Annotated in this window: 17 protein-coding genes; 6 read left to right on the plus strand and 11 right to left on the minus strand. The window is 33.7% G+C overall.

Annotated elements, in window-relative coordinates; all coding sequences use genetic code 11:
- Positions 1–143: 143 nt before the first annotated feature.
- From bshA to ITJ86_RS07115, 11 genes are all read right to left on the minus strand, one after another.
- Positions 144–1,280 carry an N-acetyl-alpha-D-glucosaminyl L-malate synthase BshA gene (gene bshA, locus ITJ86_RS07065; protein ID WP_195870925.1) on the minus strand — a complete coding sequence of 379 codons (1,137 nt, stop codon included), beginning with the start codon at positions 1,278–1,280 and terminating at the stop codon, positions 144–146.
- Positions 1,281–1,424: 144 nt separating this feature from the next.
- Positions 1,425–4,382 (minus strand): glycoside hydrolase family 3 N-terminal domain-containing protein, encoded by a 2,958-nt coding sequence (locus tag ITJ86_RS07070; RefSeq protein ID WP_195870926.1) that lies wholly within the window; start codon positions 4,380–4,382, stop codon positions 1,425–1,427.
- Positions 4,383–4,513: 131 nt separating this feature from the next.
- Positions 4,514–5,737, minus strand: a complete 1,224-nt coding sequence (gene serB / locus ITJ86_RS07075; RefSeq protein ID WP_195870927.1) for a phosphoserine phosphatase SerB — start codon at positions 5,735–5,737, stop codon at positions 4,514–4,516.
- Positions 5,738–5,818: 81 nt separating this feature from the next.
- Positions 5,819–6,304, minus strand: coding sequence for an ABC transporter ATPase (locus ITJ86_RS07080; protein WP_195870928.1), 486 nt, complete (start codon positions 6,302–6,304; stop codon positions 5,819–5,821).
- 167 nt (positions 6,305–6,471) lie between these two features.
- A complete protein-coding gene (locus tag ITJ86_RS07085; RefSeq protein WP_195870929.1) occupies positions 6,472–7,977 on the minus strand; it encodes a PH domain-containing protein in 1,506 nt (501 codons plus the stop codon).
- Positions 7,964–8,482, minus strand: a complete 519-nt coding sequence (locus ITJ86_RS07090; RefSeq protein WP_195870930.1) for a PH domain-containing protein — start codon at positions 8,480–8,482, stop codon at positions 7,964–7,966. Before ITJ86_RS07090 ends, ITJ86_RS07085 begins: the two co-directional genes overlap by 14 nt.
- 42 nt (positions 8,483–8,524) lie before the next feature.
- A complete protein-coding gene (locus ITJ86_RS07095; RefSeq protein WP_195870931.1) occupies positions 8,525–8,722 on the minus strand; it encodes a hypothetical protein in 198 nt (65 codons plus the stop codon).
- 10 nt (positions 8,723–8,732) lie between these two features.
- Entirely contained in the window at positions 8,733–9,515 is a 783-nt protein-coding gene (locus tag ITJ86_RS07100; RefSeq protein ID WP_195870932.1) for a (Fe-S)-binding protein, read from the minus strand.
- A gap of 87 nt (positions 9,516–9,602) precedes the next feature.
- The gene (locus tag ITJ86_RS07105; RefSeq protein ID WP_195870933.1) at positions 9,603–10,916 is read right to left on the minus strand and encodes a (Fe-S)-binding protein; all 1,314 of its coding nucleotides are present in this window, start codon (positions 10,914–10,916) and stop codon (positions 9,603–9,605) included.
- Between the two features lie 11 nt (positions 10,917–10,927).
- A complete protein-coding gene (locus ITJ86_RS07110; RefSeq protein ID WP_195870934.1) occupies positions 10,928–11,875 on the minus strand; it encodes an MlaD family protein in 948 nt (315 codons plus the stop codon).
- A gap of 55 nt (positions 11,876–11,930) precedes the next feature.
- The gene (locus ITJ86_RS07115; protein ID WP_195870935.1) at positions 11,931–13,046 is read right to left on the minus strand and encodes an N-acetylmuramoyl-L-alanine amidase family protein; all 1,116 of its coding nucleotides are present in this window, start codon (positions 13,044–13,046) and stop codon (positions 11,931–11,933) included.
- A 110-nt stretch (positions 13,047–13,156) separates the two neighbouring features.
- On the opposite strand from ITJ86_RS07115, the gene ITJ86_RS07120 reads away from it, so the two are divergent.
- From ITJ86_RS07120 to ITJ86_RS07145, 6 genes are all read left to right on the plus strand, one after another.
- Complete coding sequence (locus ITJ86_RS07120) at positions 13,157–15,919, plus strand: putative LPS assembly protein LptD (protein ID WP_195870936.1); 2,763 nt, start codon at positions 13,157–13,159, stop codon at positions 15,917–15,919.
- Positions 15,920–16,145: 226 nt separating this feature from the next.
- Positions 16,146–16,526 (plus strand): RidA family protein, encoded by a 381-nt coding sequence (locus tag ITJ86_RS07125; protein WP_195870937.1) that lies wholly within the window; start codon positions 16,146–16,148, stop codon positions 16,524–16,526.
- 141 nt (positions 16,527–16,667) lie between these two features.
- Positions 16,668–17,723: a GNAT family N-acetyltransferase gene (locus ITJ86_RS07130; RefSeq protein WP_195870938.1), complete on the plus strand. Its 1,056-nt coding sequence runs from the start codon at positions 16,668–16,670 to the stop codon at positions 17,721–17,723.
- Between the two features lie 65 nt (positions 17,724–17,788).
- On the plus strand, positions 17,789–18,559 hold the full coding sequence (locus ITJ86_RS07135; protein ID WP_195870939.1) for a TIGR02757 family protein: 771 nt from the start codon (positions 17,789–17,791) through the stop codon (positions 18,557–18,559).
- Between the two features lie 214 nt (positions 18,560–18,773).
- A complete protein-coding gene (locus ITJ86_RS07140) occupies positions 18,774–19,814 on the plus strand; it encodes a GMP reductase (RefSeq protein ID WP_195870977.1) in 1,041 nt (346 codons plus the stop codon).
- 122 nt (positions 19,815–19,936) lie between these two features.
- Positions 19,937–21,424, plus strand: a complete 1,488-nt coding sequence (locus ITJ86_RS07145) for a S10 family peptidase (protein ID WP_195870940.1) — start codon at positions 19,937–19,939, stop codon at positions 21,422–21,424.
- Positions 21,425–21,553: the final 129 nt, after the last annotated feature.

The following is a 21,553-nucleotide window of genomic DNA, read 5'->3' on the forward strand; positions in this document are numbered from 1 at the left end:
GAAAGTTGGATGCTATAAAAAATGGCATAAAGCCACAACAAGTTTGTACAAAGTTACACAAGGACCTATTTGCCAACTGACTACATAACCCTATAATTTATTTTCTGAGTAGAGACTGCGAACTTTGGACTAATAACAAGTTCCTAATGAACCATAAACTTCTTTAACGTTTCTTCATAAATAGCTTCATACTTAGGAACGATATTGTGCAAGTCAAATTTTTGAGATTGTATTTTGGCATTCTCCTTAAACTGACTTAAGGTATTTAAATCTGCTAATATTTTTATGGCATTATCTGACATATCTTCAATAGCATTAACATCGCTCAAATAACCAGAAAAACCATGTTCATTAACCTCAGACAAGCCACCTGTATTTGTAGAAATGACAGGAACACCACTTGCCATAGCTTCTAAAGCTGCTAAACCAAAACTTTCGGTTTGTGATGGCAACAAAAACAGGTCACTAAAACATAATATATTATCTATTTCATGACTATTTCCAAAGAAAATAACGCGATCTGAAATTCCTAAATCTTCTGTTAATTTTTCAGCAGCTTCTTTTTCAGGCCCTTCGCCAACCATCATTAATTTTGCTGGTAATTCTTTTTGAATGTTATAAAACACCTTAATAACATCTGGTATGCGTTTCACTTCCCTAAAATTACTGATATGTGTTATAATACGTTCGTCATCTTCAGCCATCATTTCGCGTTGACAATCCGTAAAATTATATTCGTGTTTTTCTAAATCAATAAAATTTGGAACGACATGTATATCTCTTTTTACATTAAATAAGCGCAAGGTATCTTGCTTTAAACTTTCTGAAACCGACGTCACTGCATTAGATTTATTAATACTAAACGTTACGGCTGGTTTGTAAAACGGATGGCTACCAACTAAAGTAATATCTGTACCGTGTAATGTTGTTACAATAGGAACAAAAATACCTTCATCTTTTAGCATTTGTTGCGCCATATACGCAGCGTAAGCATGAGGAATGGCATAATGGACATGCAGCAATTCAATACCATGTAGTTTCACCATATCTACTAATTTACTAGATAAGGCAAGTTCGTAAGGTTGGTATAGAAACAAAGGATATTCTGGTACGTGAACTTCGTGAAAGTGAACATTGTTACTCAACAATTCTAATCGTACTGGTTGACTGTAGGTTATAAAGTGAATCTCATGACCACGTTTTGAAAGCTCTAAGCCCAATTCTGTAGCTACAACTCCACTTCCACCAAATGTTGGGTAACAAACTATTCCTATTTTCATGTTTATATAATATCAATGATGTCTTTTTGAGCGTAGTTGAAAGGTTTTAATAATTCAACTAAAATAGGTTTCGACTGCACTCAACCAGACATTAAAATTTAATTAATAGTCCAAAATGAATTTGAAAACTTACAATTTTAAAAATTAATCTATAATGGCCTCATATATTAAGGCTTGAATATTAGTTCTAATATCTTCTCTTAGCAATAGGTTTTTTCCAGCTTCTGGATAGGTTCTATTTGCTAAAAACACATATACAAGTTCTTCTTCAGGATCTGCCCAAGCATACGTTCCTGTAAAGCCTGAGTGTCCAAAACTGGTCATAGATAAACAGCCACAGGTTGGACCTTCTTCACCTAACTGAGGTTTATCGAATCCAACTCCTCGCCTGTTATTGTTACCACAATAGTAACAGTAGTTAAATTTATCTATGGTTTCACTTTTTAGATAGCGTTTGCCAGCATAAAATCCTTTTTGCAGGTACATCTGCATTATTTTGGCGACATCATTAGCATTACTAAAAATACCTGCATGTCCACCAATACCATCTTGCATAGCAGCTCCCATATCGTGCACATAACCATGCACTTTTTTGTATCTATAGTAATTGTCTATTTCTGTAGGTACAATATCTTTTAAGCTGAATTTTTTTCGTGGATTATATGTGGTATAGTTGGCTCCTAAAGATTTATAAAAACGATCTTCTGTAATTTCACTTAATGGTTTTGCATAAAAATCTTCGAGATAATCTTTAAGAATATAATAAGGCAAATCGCTATAACGGTATCTTAAGCTTGGTAACAAATCACTATCACGAATTACTTTTTGAATAGAATCTTTGTAGTCATCGCGCATAAAGAGCGTATTAGTCACTTCTACTGTAAAGCCTTCCGTTCGTGATTTTCTATAATATTTAGGGTCTGGCTTCTTAGTTACAGAATCTAATGTAGCATAGTAAAATGGTACCCAAGGTTTGAGCCTCGCATAATGGGATAACATTCTTTTAAGTGTTACATTTTTTTTATTTGTGTTTCTATACTCTGGAATTAATTCACCTAATTTATCATCTAAAGAAATAGAACCTTGCTCTTCTAATTCCATTAAAACCGGAAGTGTTGCTAATATTTTTGTCAACGACGCCACATCGTAAACATCGTCAAAACCAACCTTTTGCTTTTTCTCATAGGTATGATACCCAAAATTCTTATTGTAAACTACCTTTCCTCTACGCGCTACTAATAGTTGAATTCCTGGTGTCATCTTACCATTTATTGCATAGTTTGCTACAGAATCTATTCGACTTAAAAGTTCAGAATCCATTCCAACACGTTCTGGCAAACCATAACTTAAGCTCAATATAGAATTTAATGTTTCTCCTGTTCCGACTGGAAAATTTGGACCTGCGCTAACAGGTAATTTACCTTTTGCAGGAATAGATCCAAAAATAAGTTGTGCTGATTTTTCTTGAGCTATTTTACTGTTTTGATAACTCATTACAATCCCATCAATGTTTTCAACCGATAACAAATCGTTTAAGGCATAAGGTCTTGCAAAAACATCTAAAATAACGGTATTGGTTCTGGCAATTTCATACAACCAAGCCATTTCCTTTTGTGAAAATTTAAAACTCTTCCATGGATTTGCATTCGATTTATGAAAACCAACAACAACCGTATTATAATTTTGAAGTTTTGAAATTATACCATCGAGTTTATCTGCTTTAACCTCGTGGACTTTAGTATATTTTTTTAATTCATCTAAAAACGGCGAACCATCGTCATCTCCCAATGACACATACGCAATTTTCTTCGTTTCTAAATCTTGAAGTGGTAATAATGAGTTGGTATTTTTAACTACGGTAATAGCGTTTTCCATGAGTTCTCCATAGAGCAAATCGTCTTTAAGTCTGTTTAAATCTTTTTCTAAATCATAAATTCCGATTGGCGAATAATTATTAAGACCAACCTTGTATTTAGCCATCAATATTTTCTTAACAGAGTGCGCTAAACGTTCTTCAGTGATTGTGCCGTTAGTGTAGGCTTCAACAAATTTAGCAATTCCTTTTTTGGGATCTTCTGACATAAGCATCACATCATTACCTGCTAAAAATGCCATTAAATCAATTTCTCCACCTTTTATTAAACTCTTAGTCGTTGTACCATCTACACCTTTTTCAACATAATCTGCTGCACCTTTCATGGTTAAGGCATCTGTAAAAATTAAGCCATTAAATCCTAAACTATCTTTCAAAATATCTGTAACAATACGTTTAGATAATGACGATGGAAAATCTCTGCGAGGTTCTAAACTTGGCACGTTTAAATGTGCCACCATGACACTCGCTAATCCTTCTTTAATAAGTTTTCTATAAGGGTAAATCTCAATGGAATCGATGCGCTTAGCACTAAAATTAATCGTTGGTAATTTTAAATGTGAATCGTCTTCCGTATCACCATGACCAGGAAAATGCTTGGCATTGGCTAAGGTTCCTGCGCTTTGCATACCTTTCATAAAGGCTAACCCTTTGTCCGTAACATTATCTCTGTCTTCACCAAAAGAACGGTTACCAATAATTGGGTTTTTAGGATTTGTGTTTATATCTACTGCAGGTGCAAAATTAAAATGCACACCTAAACGCCTACAGTGTTCTCCAATTTGTCTTCCGGCTTGTTCAACCAATTTATCATCCGTAATTGCACCAAGTGTCATATTCCATGGAAACGCATATGTTGAGTCTAAACGCATGCTTAAACCCCATTCTGCATCCATTCCTATTAACAATGGTATTTTAGATGCTGCTTGTAATTCGTTATTTAATTTTGCTTGGCGCACTGGCCCTCCTTTAGAATAAATTAAACCACCAATATGCTGATGGTTAATGAGATTTGCTATACCTACTTCATGTGCTTTTCCTTTATCTGAAAATACCTGAACCATGAAAAGTTGCCCAATTTTTTCTTCAAGAGACATTGATGTATATAAACTATCTACCCATCGCTGTTGCAGAATTGGATCTTTAGATTGAAGTGGATTACTAGAAAGGTCTTGCCCAAAATTAAATTGAAAACAAGTACATATAAGAATAAGGGCAAGGTAACGCATTAGCAAACTTTTTTCGTTTATAGGTTGAACACATTAATCGTAACGAATATTGTGCCAAATTAGCATATTTAAGAGTAAGTAAAAAGACTTTAAGATAGATTTATATACTAGATATATGACTATTTTTAAGATTAAGATACCAAATCTATCTGGCGATCATGATAGCCTAATAAATACAATACACCATCTAATCCAATACTAGAAATAGAACTTTGTGCATTGTCTTTAACTTTAGGTTTAGCATGAAACGCTATACCTAAACCAGCGAGATTAAGCATTTGTAGATCATTGGCTCCATCACCAACGGCAATGGTTTGACTGATATCTATGTTCATATCATCTGCAAGTAACTGAAGATATTCTGCTTTTTTATTTCCGTCTACTATATCACCAAGATAACCACCTGTTAGTGCACCATCTTTAATTTCTAACTGATTAGCAAAGACAAAATCTATATCGAGTTTTTTCTGAAGATAATGCCCAAAATAAGTAAATCCACCAGATAGAATAGCCGTTTTAAAGCCGTAATAATGCAAAGTATCTATTAATCGTTTTGCACCTTTTGTAATTGGAAGACGTTCTGCCACCTCTTGTAAAACCGACTCTTTTAAGCCTTCTAAGAGTTTCATTCGTCGTTTAAAACTTTCATTAAAATCTATTTCGCCTTGCATAGCAGATTCTGTAATGGCTCTCACCTCGTCTCCTACTCCAGCTAAATCAGCCAACTCATCAATTACTTCGGTTTGAATTAAGGTTGAATCCATATCAAAACAAACCAAACGTCTATTACGTCTAAAAATATTATCTTCTTGAAAAGCGATATCTGCATCTAACTCGCGCGAAATCTCCATGAATTTCTTAGTAAAATCGGTCTTATCACCAATTTTTCCTCTAATTGACAATTGAATTGAAGCTCTTGGGTATTCTTCTTTTTTAACCAGTGATAATCGACCTGTTAATCGCTTAATTGAATCGATATTTAAGTTCTTGTCAGAAATAATTTTAGTGACTTCAGAAATTTGTTCAGCCGCTAATTTTTCACCTAAAATGGTAATGATATAGCGATCTTTACCTTGTTGGTTAACCCAATTTTCATAATCCTCGAGTGAAATGGGTTTAAATTTAGCTTTGATACCAAGTTCATAAGCTTTAAACAATAAATCTTTAAGAACTGCTGAAGATTTTTTACCTTTTTTAATTTCAAACATGATACCTAAGGATAAGGTATCGTGAATATTAGCTTGACCAATGTCTAATACTTTTGCATCATATTCTGCTAAAACGCTAGTAAGTGATGATGTTAATCCTGGTTTATCTTGTCCTGAAATGTTTAATAAAAAAATGTCTGTTGCCACTGTAATACGTTTGTTGTTAAATTGGTCTTGGTTGTAAAAGTGACCAATCTATTTGAACTATGAAAGTTTTTTTGTGAAGAGTTATTTAATAAATCGATTATGCCAGCTTTCACTCGCAGGTACTTCCCAATTTTCATTGAATTCGGCAATATTGGTCACCAAATTATTAAACACAATTGTGTTTTTAGAAACGGCTCTTTGTTGTGCCATTTTCTTAAAATCAGTCAATGGTTTGTACGCAATAAATTCACCTTGCTTATACGATACATTCATTTTATCCATTAAATCAACATTGTATTGTTGTTCTAATTGCTGAATAAATGCCACAGAAGAATCTATTGAACAACCTGTTGCACTATTCAAACTTTGATCCATTGCAATAACAATAAAGCGTTTATAAACAAGCTTGTAACCCGCTTTTAAGTCTTTTCCATGTGCTGTCCACGCTTCAATAAACGTGTCTAACTGTGTTTTAAGTTGCTCTAATTCGTCGTCTGAAAACGAACGGTTAGCTTGGTAAATCCAAACTCTTGAGTCTTCTGGCAACGTGTTAAAATCTACTAGCATAATTCTATTATTTTATTCTATTCTATTCGTATATAATGTAAAGACAAAAGACCGCTTTGCTTTTAGAACTTAGAATAAAGACTAAATTCTAACTAACTGACAAAAGTTGTCTTTCTAAGAAACTTGGTGTTTCGCTTTAATCATAAATTCGAAGCAAAAGTACAATATTACATCCAATCTCTGTCTTGAGATTCGACCTTATATAGCAAGAAATTATAAATTGATATGGCTTCAGATTTTTGCACATAAGGAATCGTCACAGATTTTGAAGCTGTGGATATAACAACTGATGCAATAGCCTTAGGTCTTTGAAAAATTGTTTGTTTTAGCTTAACACTTTGAATCTTATGAATTTCTAGAATATTGGTTGTGGTATCAATGACTCCACTGCCTATGGTTACAAAGTCTTCTGAAATTATGTAATAGGCTTTTTTATATGCAATATAGACATACAAAACCGCTAAGGGTAGAAAAACAGCATTAATCCACAACATTTCCATACCGAAGATCGCCCATGCCAAAGCATTAATTATGACACCAAAAATGAACATTTCTAATGCCGAAATTCGCATAAAATAAGGTCTTGGTTTCGCGACATTGCTTTTGTCTTCTACGTAATTAGACAAGAGTTTGTCTACCAAATAATTGAGCTGTGCTTTTTCTAAGGCTACAATATTGAAGTTTTTTTGCTGCTTAACATTCACCATAGCTTGTTTTACAGCTAAGGTGTGCAATCCAAAATACTGTTTAAGTCGATTAGTGGTTATTACCAAATTCTGAATACGACTTGGTGTTAAACTCAAGGACACTTTGTTAAAAAGCCCTTTATTAATTTCTATTGTTTTTTGATGCTCAACAACTTCGAGATTAAAATTGATAATAAAAGTTTTTACGACCGAAAACAAAAATGAAACTATCACCACTCCAATAACTATAATGACATTAGTAATTATTAAATTGAGAATTGCGGTTTCGTCTAATTCAACTAAACCTTCAATGTGATTTTCTAACTCTAATTCTACTAAAAAGTCTTTGAATTCACTATATAGACCAAAAGCAAAACCAAATATTAAAAGGAAACTTTTAAAGTGGTTTTGAGACAACCCTTCTAATAACAAGCGTTTTGGTGTCACTTTAAAAAAGACTTCTGGTTCATTAACCTGTTCTGCATCTTCTATCGCTTGGGTATCAATCTGTGCTTTTTTGAACAGTTTCTTTTTTAATAATAACGCGGTTGGTTTATCTAATGCGCTTATTTCAATTTCAGATTTTTTATCACCTGCCGTTTCAATTTTAACGGAGACTACATCTATAATTTGTTGTAGAAAATTTTGTTTGATGTAAACATTCTGGATTTTAGACTTCGGGATTATGGTATTATCCTTATTAATGATTCCGGTTGCTAAATGAAAATCGTCTTTACTGATATGGAATTTAAAATTGAGATATTTTAATATGGCAATGATGAGAATAATTATTAATACACCAATTAAAGCCAGTAACACCATCGTTGGCGTTATATTTCCTACAGATTTATTTCTAAATACAGAAACACCAAATGCGATAAAAAGTACAAAGAACTTTTTAACAAACTTGACTAAATTGAATGCAAAAATTACAATAATGCCTTTTGTTGATTGCCTTATGGGTTGTGAGAAATCATTTGTTTCCATCAACCTGAGAACTTATAAAATCGTTGATACTTTTTGCTTCAAGATGTTGAAGTCCTCTTATACTTAAGTCACTTCCGGCTTCACCAGCTGTAAATATTTTGAGAGTAGATAAACCAAAATGTCGTGCCAACCAGCTTCGAGACTCTTCTACATGCTGAATTCTAGAAATTGGTACGGTTACAACAGAATGGACAATTAAACCTTTTGCATAGATAACGTCATAACCACGAACAGCATACTTACGTTTTTTGAACGCTAATATAGACATGATAAAACTGAAAATACACAGTCCTAAAACTCCAAAAAACAGATACCAAAAATTATTTTGAAAAGGCGCTTCTTTAATGAGGTACTTTAATCCAAACAAAGCACCTAAAATTAGACTATAAAATGCCAATCCATTTAATGCTATGATTTTTAAATACGATTTTGAAATCGGTTTTAACACCACATCTTCGACATTGGGTAAGTCTTCTGTTTGTATTTGAGGGTTGGTGAATGCCATTTTTTATAATGAATTGTTTTAATTAATATCGTAGAAACAATCTCATCTACTGACTTTATACCTAAAAGCATAACTCATAACAAGTCCGAAGAAGAGACTATTAAATATAAATTTTACTAAAGAAAATGAATCCTCGGTAACATAATCGTAACCAGCCATAAGTGAGGCATATAATAAGCCTATTGCAATACCCGAAATAATCCTCTTTTTTAATGGTAATTTTTCGATATTATTTCCCATAACCATGGTTTTATGCATCAGCAATTAACTCTGCGATATCTAAAACTTTAATAGCAGTTTCCTTTTCTTTAAACTTTACACCATCTGTCATCATAGTGTTGCAGTATGGACAGCCTGTAGCAATGATTTCGGGTTGAGTTTCTATGGCGTCTTCAGTTCTAAGAACATTGATTTCTTTGTTTCCAGGTTCTGCATCTTTAAACATTTGCGCTCCTCCTGCTCCACAACACAAGGCAGTTCCTTTGTGTCGTTTCATTTCAACAAGTGTTGCGTTTGTTTTTTTAAGCACATCTCTTGGTGCTTCGTAAACACCATTTCCTCTACCTAAATAACAAGGATCATGAAAGGTAATGCGTTTGCCTTTGTATGTATTTCCTTCTAAGCTTAAACGACCAGAACTCATCAGTTCTTTTATATATTGTGTGTGATGAATAACATCGTAATTACCACCTAAACTTGGATATTCGTTTTTAATACAATTAAAAGAATGTGGATCGCAAGTGACAATACGTTTTATTTCGTAAGCGTTAAGCACTTCAATATTCATAACGGCTTGCATTTGAAATAAGAATTCATTGCCTGCGCGTTTGGCGACATCACCTGTATTACTTTCTTCGGTTCCTAAAACGGCAAAATTGACATTTGCTTTATTAAGAATCTTTACAAAAGCTTTGGTAATTTTCTTTGCTCTATCGTCATAACTACCAGCAGAACCAACCCAAAATAAAATTTCTGGTTGTTTGCCTTCTGCCATCATCTCTGCCATGGTTGGCACTATTAGTTGCTCGCTCATACTTTTAGTTTAAAATTCAAAGTTAGTTTCAAAATAGGTTTCGACTGGTCTCTACCTGATATTAAGAATAAACCAACTGACTTTATTTTATTCGTCTTTCCAATTTAAACGGTCCATTTGGTTGTAAGGCCAAGGTGCTCCGTTGTTTTCTATATTGGTCATCATATTATTTAGTTCCATTGGCGCTGCACTTTGCTCCATAACCAAATAACGACGCATTTCTACAATAATTGATAAAGGGTCTATACTCACAGGACAAGCTTCTACACAAGCATTACAAGTGGTACAAGCCCAAAGTTCTTCGTTGGTTATATAATCTCCTAAAAGCTGTTTACCATCATCTTTAAATTCGCCATTATTGGCATCGATGTTTTTTCCAACCTCTTCTAAACGGTCTCTCGTATCCATCATAATCTTACGAGGTGATAATTTTTTTCCGGTAAGGTTTGCAGGACACTCGCTTGTACAACGACCACATTCTGTACACGAATAGGCGTTGAGAAGTTGTATTTGAGTCAAATCCATAACGTCACTTGCTCCAAATTTTGCTGGCACTTCATCTTCTGCTGATTCCGGAGGTGCTGCGTAAGGATCAGCATCTGGATCCATCATTAATTTTACTTCAGCAGTAACGGCTTCAAGATTATTGAATTTTCCTTTTGGTTCCACTTTTCCAAAATACACATTAGGAAATGCTAATAAAATATGTAAATGCTTAGAAAAGTATAAATAATTTAAGAACGCAAGTATACCAACGATGTGTAGCCACCAAGCTGATCTTTCAATTATAGTTAGTGTTCCTTCTGATAAACCTTCGAACCAAGGTGCTATAAATTGTGATATTATATTACCTGAATTTGCTTCTTGAAATACCATGTCAGTAGCATTCATGATTAAGAATAAACACATTAATACAACTTCGAAATACAGAATAATATTACCATCACTTTTTGGCCAGCCTTTCATTTCTGAACTTAAGAAACGTTTAATTTTAATCACATTTCTACGCAACCAAAATACAGTTACGGCAACTAAAACTAAAACGGCTAAAATCTCAAAGGACCCAATTAGGAAACCATATAAACTTTCTGGTAATACTTGTTGACCAATACGATGTGTTCCAAAAAGACCATCGATTATAATCTCTAAAACTTCAATATTGATGATTATAAATCCAACATAAACAATGACATGTAGAAAACCAGAAACTGGTCGTTTTACCATTTTACTTTGACCTAAAGCAATGTAAGCCATGTTTTTCCAACGTTGCGACGTGTTATCACTTGCATCAACTTTATGTCCTAATTTTATATTTCGAATAAGCTTTTTAACGTTTCTTGTAAAATAGCCTATGCCTAATATTAGGATAACTGCAAAAATGATATTCGGTAAGTATTCCATGATTGATGGATCTAGTTATTGTTTATTTGCTCTTGTGTTGGTTCCTCGTAAGGAATCTCTCTTTTAGACAAAATACGTCTGTATCTCGCAGGATGAAGTTTGATGTCTAAAAGTAATAATTGAAGTTCTTTTGATGCATTTTCTAAATTATCATAAAGTGCATCATCATTTAATAATTTACCCATAGAACCTTCGCCTGCAGCCAGGCCTGTGACTACTTGGTTAAGTTTTAAAACCATGTCGTCTAAATTCTTTACCGTATTAGACAATTTTGCATCGTTTAAATCTTTTATTAAAATTGCTAATTCGGCACTTGTTTTATCAAAATTTTCTAAGACAGAAGAAATCTTTTCATCGTTGTCACTAATGAGTGTGTTGGCTTTAAAAGCCACATTTTTAAAGGACTTTAAAGTGGCGTTTAATTCTGCAATAGTTTGTTTTAAGCCATCATCTGACTCATCTATAACCATTGCGTTTAAGTTGGTTATTAAGGTATCTGAAGACCGTAGCGTTGTTCCTAAATCTTCACTAATACCAGAAAAATTCTTTTCTAATGCTGAAATCATGCCTGGTTTAACTTCAGATGAAATAAAATCTCCAGATTGCGCAATTTCGCCATCATTGGCTTCAACAATAGACAACGCATTGCCTCCCATTAAACCATCTTGGTATAAGCGAATAGTACTATTTTTTGAGAATTTTAATTGCGGAGTTACCGTAAATGCAACTCGTGTTTTACCAGAATCGAAATCGTAATTTATGTCTTCAATCTCACCAACCTTATTTCCTTTTATAGTTACAGGAGATGACATTTTTAAGGCATTATAATCAAACTCTGTATAATAAGTATTTGAATTATCGAACAGGTCTTCACCTTTAAGATATGTGAATAGGTATATACAAAAGGTGATACCAGCTAAGACTAATACCGCTGTTTTTACTTCTCTTGAAATTTTCAATGGGCTTCAATTTAGTTTCCTAACAAAATTAGGAATAAATATACTAATAATGATTCTAATCTGTTGTAGATTTTAATGCTTCGGAAACATCAATTTTTTTATCACCTTTAATCGCAATGATAAATGCACCTGAATAACCTGCTAATTTAGCTTCATTTTGTAGTTCCCTTACCTTGTTGTAATCGGACGTTTCTCCACTGTAATATTTATAAATAGTCCCAACTTTTTCTCTAGAAATATCTGACAGACCTTTAAAATTATAAGATTTGGGTTCCAAAGCTCTAGAACTTGCTGCAATTTGAACTTTAAATGTTACACCCTCTATAATTTTAGGTGATTCTTCTGTTTCTACCATAGATTCTGCATCTACTTGAAGAATATGACTCCCAACATTTTGATCGAGTTCTACTTTAAAATCTAGAATTGCTTTTTTTATTGAACTTGCCATTTTTGATTGTCCGGCTTTTGAATTTAGATATTTACCTTCTTGGTTATTGGTTAAAAATCCTACTTCAACCAAAACACTTGGCATATACGTATTTCTGATAACAAGTAAACTAGCTTGCTTTAAACCTCTACTTTTTCGTTTGGCCTTGTTAATAAAATTATCTTCAATTTTACGAGCTAAAACAACACTTTGCTCTACATAAACCTCCTGTTCAATACCAATAGCAATAGAGGATTCTGGTGAACTAGGGTCAAACCCAGCATAATTTTCTTCATAATTATCCTCTAGAAAAATCACTTCATTTTCTTTCTTGGCAACATCAAAATTACGTCCCGTATTTTTTTCACCTAACACAAAGGTCTCAGTGCCACTAGCCTGTGAGCTGTGTGCATTACAGTGAATAGATACAAACAAGTCGGCATCCGCTCTATTGGCAATATTAGCACGCTCATGCAGCGCCACAAAAACATCAGTCTTACGTGTGTAAATAACCTTTATATCTGGGTTTTTCTCTAATTCACGTCCTACCTCTAAGGTGATTTCAAGCGCAATGTGTTTTTCCTTATGACCATTACCTGTGTTTCCAGGATCATTGCCGCCATGTCCTGCATCTAAAACCACCACAAACTTTTCTTCCTGTGCATTTAACACATTGAAAGATGTTAAAGTAGTTATAAATAAAAAGGTTAAAAATACTATTGTAGGTTTTAGTGTCGTTTGCATATTTAATTTAATGGTTTATCAACTCGATTTATTACTTAGCGCTATATTGTAAACCAGTATTTTTTAATTTCTAATTATTATAAATTAAACACAAAAAAATAGCTGTACTTTTGGCGTTTCAAAAACCGAGCCATACTTTTACAAAAATACATTTAAAAGCATTGCATACAAAAAGCTTACACATACTTTTTACCTTGAGTTTTACAGTGTTTATCAACACTTTTAGCTTCGCTCAAGAATTACCTAAAAAGAACGGAACGATTCCAATTGAGCAACGCAAAGATTCTGCTCATATTGCTGTAGATTCCATTATTAAGCCTCCATTAAACACAAAAGAGATTGACTCTACACAACAGGACTCTGTAAAACAAAAAGGCTTATTAGAAGGTACTGTAAAGTATAAAGCTAAAGATTATGTTTCCTTGAGTCAAAAAATGAAAACCATACGTTTATATAACGAAGCTGAAGTGTTATACCAAGACATGGAAATTAAGGCTGGCGTTATTGTCATTGATTATAGTAAAAACTTAGTTTATGCTGGCCGTTTAAAAGATTCTACAGGTTACACGCAGCGCCCTGTTTTTACGCAAGGTGAAAATGTTATTGAACCAGATTCTATTATTTTTAATACTGAAACTAAAAAAGCACTCGTTTTTAATTCTAGAACAGAGCAACAAGGTTTTAAAGTGTATTCGCCAATCACTAAAAAAGAAAATGATTCCGTTTACTTTATGAAAAAAGGTCGATTTACAACGGCTGAAGATGAAGAAGATCCCGAATACCAATTCGTAACAAGTAAAATGAAATTGGTTCCTAATAAAAAAGTAATTGTTGGTCCAACCTATATGGAAATTTATGGTGTTCCTACTCCTATCGCATTGCCTTTTGCGTTTTTTCCTATGACACAAAAGCAAACCTCTGGTATTATTTTCCCATCTTTTGGTGAGGATAGTAATAGAGGTTATAATTTACAAAATGGTGGCTATTATTTTGCCATTAGTGATTATTTAGATTTAGCAGTTTTAGGTGACTATTACACCAACGGTAGTTATGGTTTGCGAATAGAAAACAATTATGCAAAACGTTATAAGTTTAGAGGTAATTTAAGCTTTAGATATGAAAATTTACTAAATAGCGAACGCGGATTTCCAGATTTTAGTCAAAGTACTATATATAACCTGAGGTGGTCACACAATCAAGACGCTAAGGCGAATCCTAATTCTCGGTTTTCAGCATCGGTTAATTTAGGTAGTAGCTCATATTACCAAGAGTCTATTAACCAATTGAACCAGTCTAATTTTTTAAATAACACCTTAGCATCGTCGGTTTCCTATTCAAAAACGTTTGCAGGCGAACCGCAAGTCAACTTAAGTTTAACAGCAACACATAGACAAAATACCAATACAGGTGATATTGATTTAACCTTACCTACAATGCAAGCGTCGATAGGTAGAATTTATCCTTTTGCGCCTAAAACAGGAACTAAAAAAGGTGCTATTCATAATATAAATTTTCAGGTCTCCTCTAGAGGAGAATACAGCATAAAAACTAACGATTCTATATTTGGTAAAGCTGAAATGTTTGATGATGCTATAACCGGAATGCGACACAGCATACCTGTAACAACCAACTTTAAGGTTTTCGATTATTTTAGTGTTAGTGCTAATGCCAATTTTGAAGAAACTTGGACACTTAATACCGTTAAAAAATTCTACGACCAATCTTTAGAAGAGGTCGTTTCTGTAGATCAAAGTGGTTTTGATCGTTTTTTAACCTATAATGTTGGAGCAAGTGTAGGAACTACCATATACGGAATGTATAATTTTGAAGAAGAAGGCGAGGATAAAAAAATAAAAGCGATACGCCATGTAATGCGACCGTCTATTAGCTATTCTATTAGTCCTGCTTTTGATCAGTATTATGAAACTTATGACGTCATTGATGCCGATGGAACCACTTCCGATCAGGTGGAATATACACGATTTGAGAACTCTCTCTTTGGAAGACCTGGTAATCGTTATTCTAGTAGTGTTGGTATATCGTTAGGAAATAATCTTGAAGCTAAAATTAGAGCTAAAGACTCCACAAAAGCAGAGCCAGAAAAAATATTTATATTAAACAATCTCAATTTTTCTACGTCGTATGATATTGCTGCCGATTCATTACATTGGAGTCCTGTTCGTATGAGCGGTGGTACTCAAATTTTAAATAAAAAAATGAGTATTAACTTTGGTATGACCCTAAACCCCTACGCATTAGATAGCAATAATAATGTTATTAATACCTTTAATGTTAATAATGGAGGAAGTCTATTTAGGCTTACATCTGCCAACGTAAATATGAGTTACACATTATCTAACGATAGTTTTTCTGGTGGCGCATCTGAAGAAAAAAATGCATCTGCACAAGAATCTGCGCGATCCGGAGGACGAACAGACGACTTATTTGGTCGCTCAGAAGATTATGCAGACAAACGGTTATCTGATGGAGATAACGATAAGGAAAACGAAGAAAACAACGACTTTTATAACTACAAAATGCCCTGGAGCTTAAGACTGGCATATTCTGCAAATTATACAAATACACGTCGTGAAGATGAAATTTCGTCACATTCATTAATGTTTTCAGGAGATGTTGATATATCACCTAAATGGAGTCTAGGTGCATCTTCTGGGTACGATTTTCTTAATCAAGGTTTTACCTATACGCAATTACGTTTTGAGCGTGACTTATTAAGTTGGCGTATGAATTTCTCATGGATACCATTTAGTAATCGTAGCTCGTGGAATTTCTTTATTGGTATAAAATCGAATCTACTTAAAGACCTAAAATACGATAAACGTAAACAACCAGATCAACGATTGGGTAACTAAAGGGCTTTTGTTAGTGTAGCTTATTTTTTCAAAACAATTTAGACACCAGAATAGTACTCCTGAATATTTTTATTATTTCTGCATTCTGAAATAAGCTGAGCTGAACATTCTTTTCCTGTTTGTTAATAATAGCATCATACTGAACTTGTTGAAGTGAAAATGTATTACTAAATTTGTGTTACACATAAACTTAAAAAGAGACATAGTTTTCTCCATTACTAAAAGCATGAAAAAAATTATAAACACTACCAATGCACCTGCTCCTATAGGACCATATAATCAAGCTATCTTATCAGGAAATACCTTATATACATCAGGCCAAATAGCCTTAAACCCTAAAACAATGGAATTGGTTATTGATGATATAAAGTCGGAAACCAAACAGGTTATGGAAAATATGAAAGCCGTTTTAGAAGCGGCGGACATGACATTTGAAAACGTTATTAAGTCCTCTATATTTATTAGCGACATGAATAACTTTAAGCAAATCAATGAAGTTTACGGTAAGTATTTTGACGAAGCTTCTGCACCTGCAAGAGAAACTGTTGAGGTGGCTAATTTACCTAAGTTTGTAAATGTTGAAATTAGTATGATCGCAATAAAATAGCTATATAACTATTTAAACTTCAGCTAATGTAAGTGCTTATCTTCAAATTATTGTATTTTTCAACTCGAAATACCTTTAAGTTATAAGCATAATTGTTTTAACCGTAAATAATATTAACTTAAATCTTAAAACCTAACCAAATTGATTGAAGTCCTTAAAAATAAAGATGAATGGAGAACACTTGTCTCTCAGGTAGAGCATGCCGATTTTTATCATACGTATGACTACCATCAACTTTCAAAAAAAATAGATGAAGAGCCAATTCTCTTAGCATATAAGGATGGTAATACTACAGTTGCTATACCTTTCCTTCTCAGAAAAATAAAAAACTCTAGCTATAAAGATGTTACATCTGTTTATGGATATGCAGGACCACTAACTATTAATTTAGATGAGCAGTTTGACTTCATAAAATTTCATAAATCACTCAATTCCTTTTTTAAGGACAATAAAATTATTGCCGTCTTTTCTAGACTGCATCCTTTTATGGATGAAAAAGAATCTGTTTTAGAAGGATTAGGACATATGGAATCCCTTGGTAAAGTGGTTTATATAGATTTGAATAAACCCTTAAAAGACCAAAGAGCATCATACAATAGAAGACTAAAAACATATTTAAATAAATCACGCAAACTTTGTACTGTAATTGAAGGCAATGTAGATGAGCATCTTGAATCTTTTATTCAATTATATACAGAAAACATGAAACGCGTAGACGCGGACGACAGTTACTTTTTTAGTACAGATTATTTTCATCAACTTTTAACGAGTGACGATATTGACGCTAAGTTATTACTCTGTAGACTCAACGAAACCCAAGAGGATATAGCAGGTGCTATTTTTATAAAAACAGGAGACATCGTTCAATATCATTTATCAGGTCTAAACGAAGATTATTTTGAACTCAACCCTATTAAGTTAATTATCGACGAAAAGCGAATTCAATCTACCTTGGACGGTTTTAGATATTTAAATCTTGGTGGAGGAAGAGGAAGTAAAGAAGATTCTTTGTTCAGGTTTAAGCGTGGATTTTCTAAAGATTTTAAATCCTTTAAAATCTGGAAACATATTGTTGATGAAGAGAACTATATCGCACTGACAGAAAATCATTTAGGAACATCAATAGATCACGAGAATTTGAATGCAGGATATTTCCCGGCTTATCGCGCTCCTATAACATCCAATTGTATCTCTTAAGACGGAGCTTTAGTATTGAATTACATAATCAATATCATAAATTTGCAGTCTAAAGACCATTACTATTGAAATTCAAAACATCAGAACTTAAAGATTTTTTAAACGAAAAAGTCAATCTCTACAACAACCCAAAATTTATTGAGAGCGACCCAATTCAAATCCCACATCAATTTTCTAAAAAAGAAGATATTGAAATTGCGGCTTTTTTAACTGCGACTATTGCATGGGGAAACAGAAAAAGTATTATAAAAAATGCCAATCGAATGGTTGAGTTGTTGGACTACTCCCCTTTTGAGTTTATTATGCAACACCAAGAATCTGATTTAGAAAAGTTGAGTCCTTTTGTACATCGCACATTTAATGGTGATGATTTTATGCAGTTTATAAAAAGTCTACAACACATCTACAAAAATCATAATGGTTTAGAACCTGTATTTTTAAAACATGCCGAAAAAGATTCTCTCCAAAATAGCATTCATCAGTTTAAAACCATATTTTTTGAAATTCCGCATTTAGGTCGAACACAAAAACATGTGAGCGATCCTCTCAAAAATTCGGCAGCGAAGCGCATTAATATGTATCTACGCTGGATGGTCCGTAATGACAACAATGGTGTCGATTTTGGCATCTGGAAATCACTATCTCCATCGCAATTAAGCTGTCCATTGGATGTACATTCTGGTAATGTGGCCAGAAAATTAGGTTTACTCAAACGCAAGCAAAATGATGGAAAAGCTTTAGCCGAATTAGATAAAGCCTTAAGAAAACTAGACGTAAAAGATCCCGTAAAATACGACTTTGCTTTATTTGGATTGGGTGTTTTTGAAGGCTTCTAAGTTTATATGACACCTCGTGTTTTCAAGAATATTTAAATACAGAATTCTTTTGACATTAGTTAATATGTAACACAGTTAGGATGTTCAACATTAATCTACGCTAACACTTCTACTATAAACAATTGTTAATAAAACATCATAAGACACGTACAAATGTAAACGTCCTTTTTTTTAATAACTTGTATTTTTGAGTATAACCAAATTTTATCCAAACATGTATATTGAAAATGATATTAAATTAGGCTTTAAAGATGTCATGATTCGCCCAAAACGCTCTACACTAAAAAGCAGATCCCAAGTGACATTAGAACGTAATTTTACATTTTTAAATAGCACAGCAACTTGGAATGGCGTTCCTATAATGGCTGCCAATATGGATACCGTTGGGACTTTTGAAATGGCCTTAGTATTAGCTAAACAAAAACTATTTACTGCGATACATAAGCATTATACAACAGCTCAATGGGACAGCTTTTTAAATTCAGCTCCTAAGGACATAATAAACTATATCGCAATAAGTACAGGAACTGGCAAGGAGGATTCAGAAAAACTTAAAACGGTTTTTAAAAGTCATCCTGAATTAAAATTCATTTGTATTGATGTTGCTAATGGGTATTCAGAACATTTTGTAGACTTTTTACAGCAAACACGAAATCAATATCCTGATAAGGTTATTATCGCTGGCAATGTTGTAACTGGTGAAATGGTGGAGCAATTACTACTCTCTGGAGCCGACATTGTAAAAGTTGGTATTGGTCCTGGAAGCGTATGTACAACACGTGTAAAAACTGGCGTCGGTTATCCGCAATTATCGGCTATAATAGAATGCGCAGATGCAGCTCATGGCTTAGGAGGACAGATTATTAGCGATGGTGGCTGCTCCACTCCTGGTGACATTGCTAAAGCATTTGGCGCAGGTGCTGACTTTGTAATGCTTGGTGGTATGTTTGCTGGGCATACTGAAAGTGGTGGAGAGCTAATTACTAGAAACGGAGAACAATACAAACAATTTTACGGTATGAGTTCTGCAACTGCTATGGATAAATATGTTGGTGGAGTCGCAGAATACAGAGCTAGTGAAGGTAAAACCGTTGAAGTACCATACAAAGGTGATGTTGCAAATACGCTTCAAGATATTTTAGGAGGATTACGAAGTACCTGTACTTATGTCGGAGCACAACGTTTAAAAGAGTTAACCAAGCGCACCACGTTTATTCGTGTTGCAGAGCAAGAAAATCAGGTTTATAATGGTTAAGGTGTTCTGTCATTAGAATTAATATCCAACAAAATAAACTTTTTATTTAGGACTATTCAAGAGTTCTAAATTCAGGTTTCATTTTAGTATCTTTAAGCTTTTCAAATAAAAATCCAACTCAAATGAAATATCATTTTACTCTCGTACTTCTACTTTGCTTTACATTCAGCTTCGCTCAAGATTTAAAAATCCCTGTAGATACAGCCTATGTTACTGAACATTCTGTTACCATAAAAGGAAAGCAAATAACGTATGAAGCTGAAACCGGATTCCAGCCCGTTTGGGATTCACAAGGTAAAATGATTGCTTCGCTTTACTATACCTATTACAAACGTACAAACGACACAAAAAACAGCAACAGACCAATTATTTACTCTTTTAATGGTGGTCCAGGTTCTGCGTCCCTTTGGATGCATATTGCTTACACAGGACCAAAGGTTCTAAATATAGATGACGAAGGTTATCCAACGCAACCTTATGGTGTAAAAGACAATCCAAACTCTATTTTAGATGTTGCCGATATTGTTTTTATAAACCCTGTAAACACAGGCTATTCTAGAAAAGTGGCGGATAAAGATGGCAAAATGCCAGACAACAAATTGTTTTTTGGTATAAACGCAGACATTAAATATCTCGCCAGTTGGATGAATACCTTTACCACAAGACATAATAAATGGCAATCTCCAAAATACATTATTGGAGAAAGTTATGGAGGCACACGAGTAATGGGTCTGTCTTTAGAACTTCAAAACAGTCAATGGATGTACCTTAATGGGGTTATTTTAGTATCTCCTGCAGATTATAAAGTGCTTCGTGTTGGAGGTCCATTATCGTCTAGTTTAAATTTACCTTATTATACAGCGGCAGCATGGTATCACAACATGCTTCCACCAGCGCTTCAAGACAAAGATTTATTAGAGATATTACCAGAAGTAGAACATTTTGCCATTAACGATTTAATGCCTGCTATTGCTAAGGGTGGATCTATTTTAGATGCCGAAAAGAACGCAATTGCCAAACAGATGAGTTATTATTCTGGTTTATCTGAAAAGGTGATTTTACAACAAAATTTAGATGTTCCGACACGGTTTTTCTGGAAAGAACTCCTACGCGATAAAACGGGTGAAACTATTGGACGCTTAGATTCGAGATATATTGGAATTGATAAAGTTGAAACTGGAACACGTCCAGATTACAGCGCAGAACTCACGTCTTGGTTACATTCATTCACACCTGCAATTAATTATTATATTCAAAATGAATTAGGCTTTAAAACCGATGTAAAATATAATGTCTTTGGAAATACTGGTCGCTGGGATAATTCAAATGATACTACTAGAGATGATTTACGCCAAGCCATGGCACAAAACCCTTATTTAAAAGTATTAACGCAGTCTGGGTATTACGATGGTGCAACTACGTATTTTGCAGCAAAGTATTCGCAATGGCAAGTAGATCCTAGTGGAAAAATGAAAGACAGATTCTCTTTTAAAGGCTACAGAAGTGGACATATGATGTATTTAAGGAATGAAGACCTCATTAAAGCAAATGATGATTTACGAGAATTTATTGCGAATTCATTGTCTAATGGAAAATCGGCTAAATATTAAGAGTTATCTCTATTATACTTTAGAAATTTACTATAAAATCTCAAATTACAACAACTAAATTCCAAGGCTTACTCTTACGGATAATAACGCTAACTAACTATATAGATTTTAGATGACGATATAATAGTT

Origin of the sequence: Winogradskyella marina, from assembly GCF_015645385.1 — a bacterium.
GTDB lineage: Bacteria > Bacteroidota > Bacteroidia > Flavobacteriales > Flavobacteriaceae > Winogradskyella > Winogradskyella marina.

Coding starts and splice junctions, on each gene's coding strand:
- ITJ86_RS07100 (WP_195870932.1), bottom strand. CDS start 9,515: ATGAGCGAGCAACTAATAGTGCCAACCATGGCAGAGATGATGGCAGAA.
- ITJ86_RS07080 (WP_195870928.1), bottom strand. CDS start 6,304: ATGCTAGTAGATTTTAACACGTTGCCAGAAGACTCAAGAGTTTGGATT.
- ITJ86_RS07115 (WP_195870935.1), bottom strand. CDS start 13,046: ATGCAAACGACACTAAAACCTACAATAGTATTTTTAACCTTTTTATTT.
- ITJ86_RS07145 (WP_195870940.1), top strand. CDS start 19,937: ATGAAATATCATTTTACTCTCGTACTTCTACTTTGCTTTACATTCAGC.
- bshA (WP_195870925.1), bottom strand. CDS start 1,280: ATGAAAATAGGAATAGTTTGTTACCCAACATTTGGTGGAAGTGGAGTT.
- ITJ86_RS07140 (WP_195870977.1), top strand. CDS start 18,774: ATGTATATTGAAAATGATATTAAATTAGGCTTTAAAGATGTCATGATT.
- ITJ86_RS07105 (WP_195870933.1), bottom strand. CDS start 10,916: ATGGAATACTTACCGAATATCATTTTTGCAGTTATCCTAATATTAGGC.
- ITJ86_RS07125 (WP_195870937.1), top strand. CDS start 16,146: ATGAAAAAAATTATAAACACTACCAATGCACCTGCTCCTATAGGACCA.
- ITJ86_RS07070 (WP_195870926.1), bottom strand. CDS start 4,382: ATGCGTTACCTTGCCCTTATTCTTATATGTACTTGTTTTCAATTTAAT.
- ITJ86_RS07090 (WP_195870930.1), bottom strand. CDS start 8,482: ATGGCATTCACCAACCCTCAAATACAAACAGAAGACTTACCCAATGTC.
- ITJ86_RS07095 (WP_195870931.1), bottom strand. CDS start 8,722: ATGGGAAATAATATCGAAAAATTACCATTAAAAAAGAGGATTATTTCG.
- ITJ86_RS07085 (WP_195870929.1), bottom strand. CDS start 7,977: ATGGAAACAAATGATTTCTCACAACCCATAAGGCAATCAACAAAAGGC.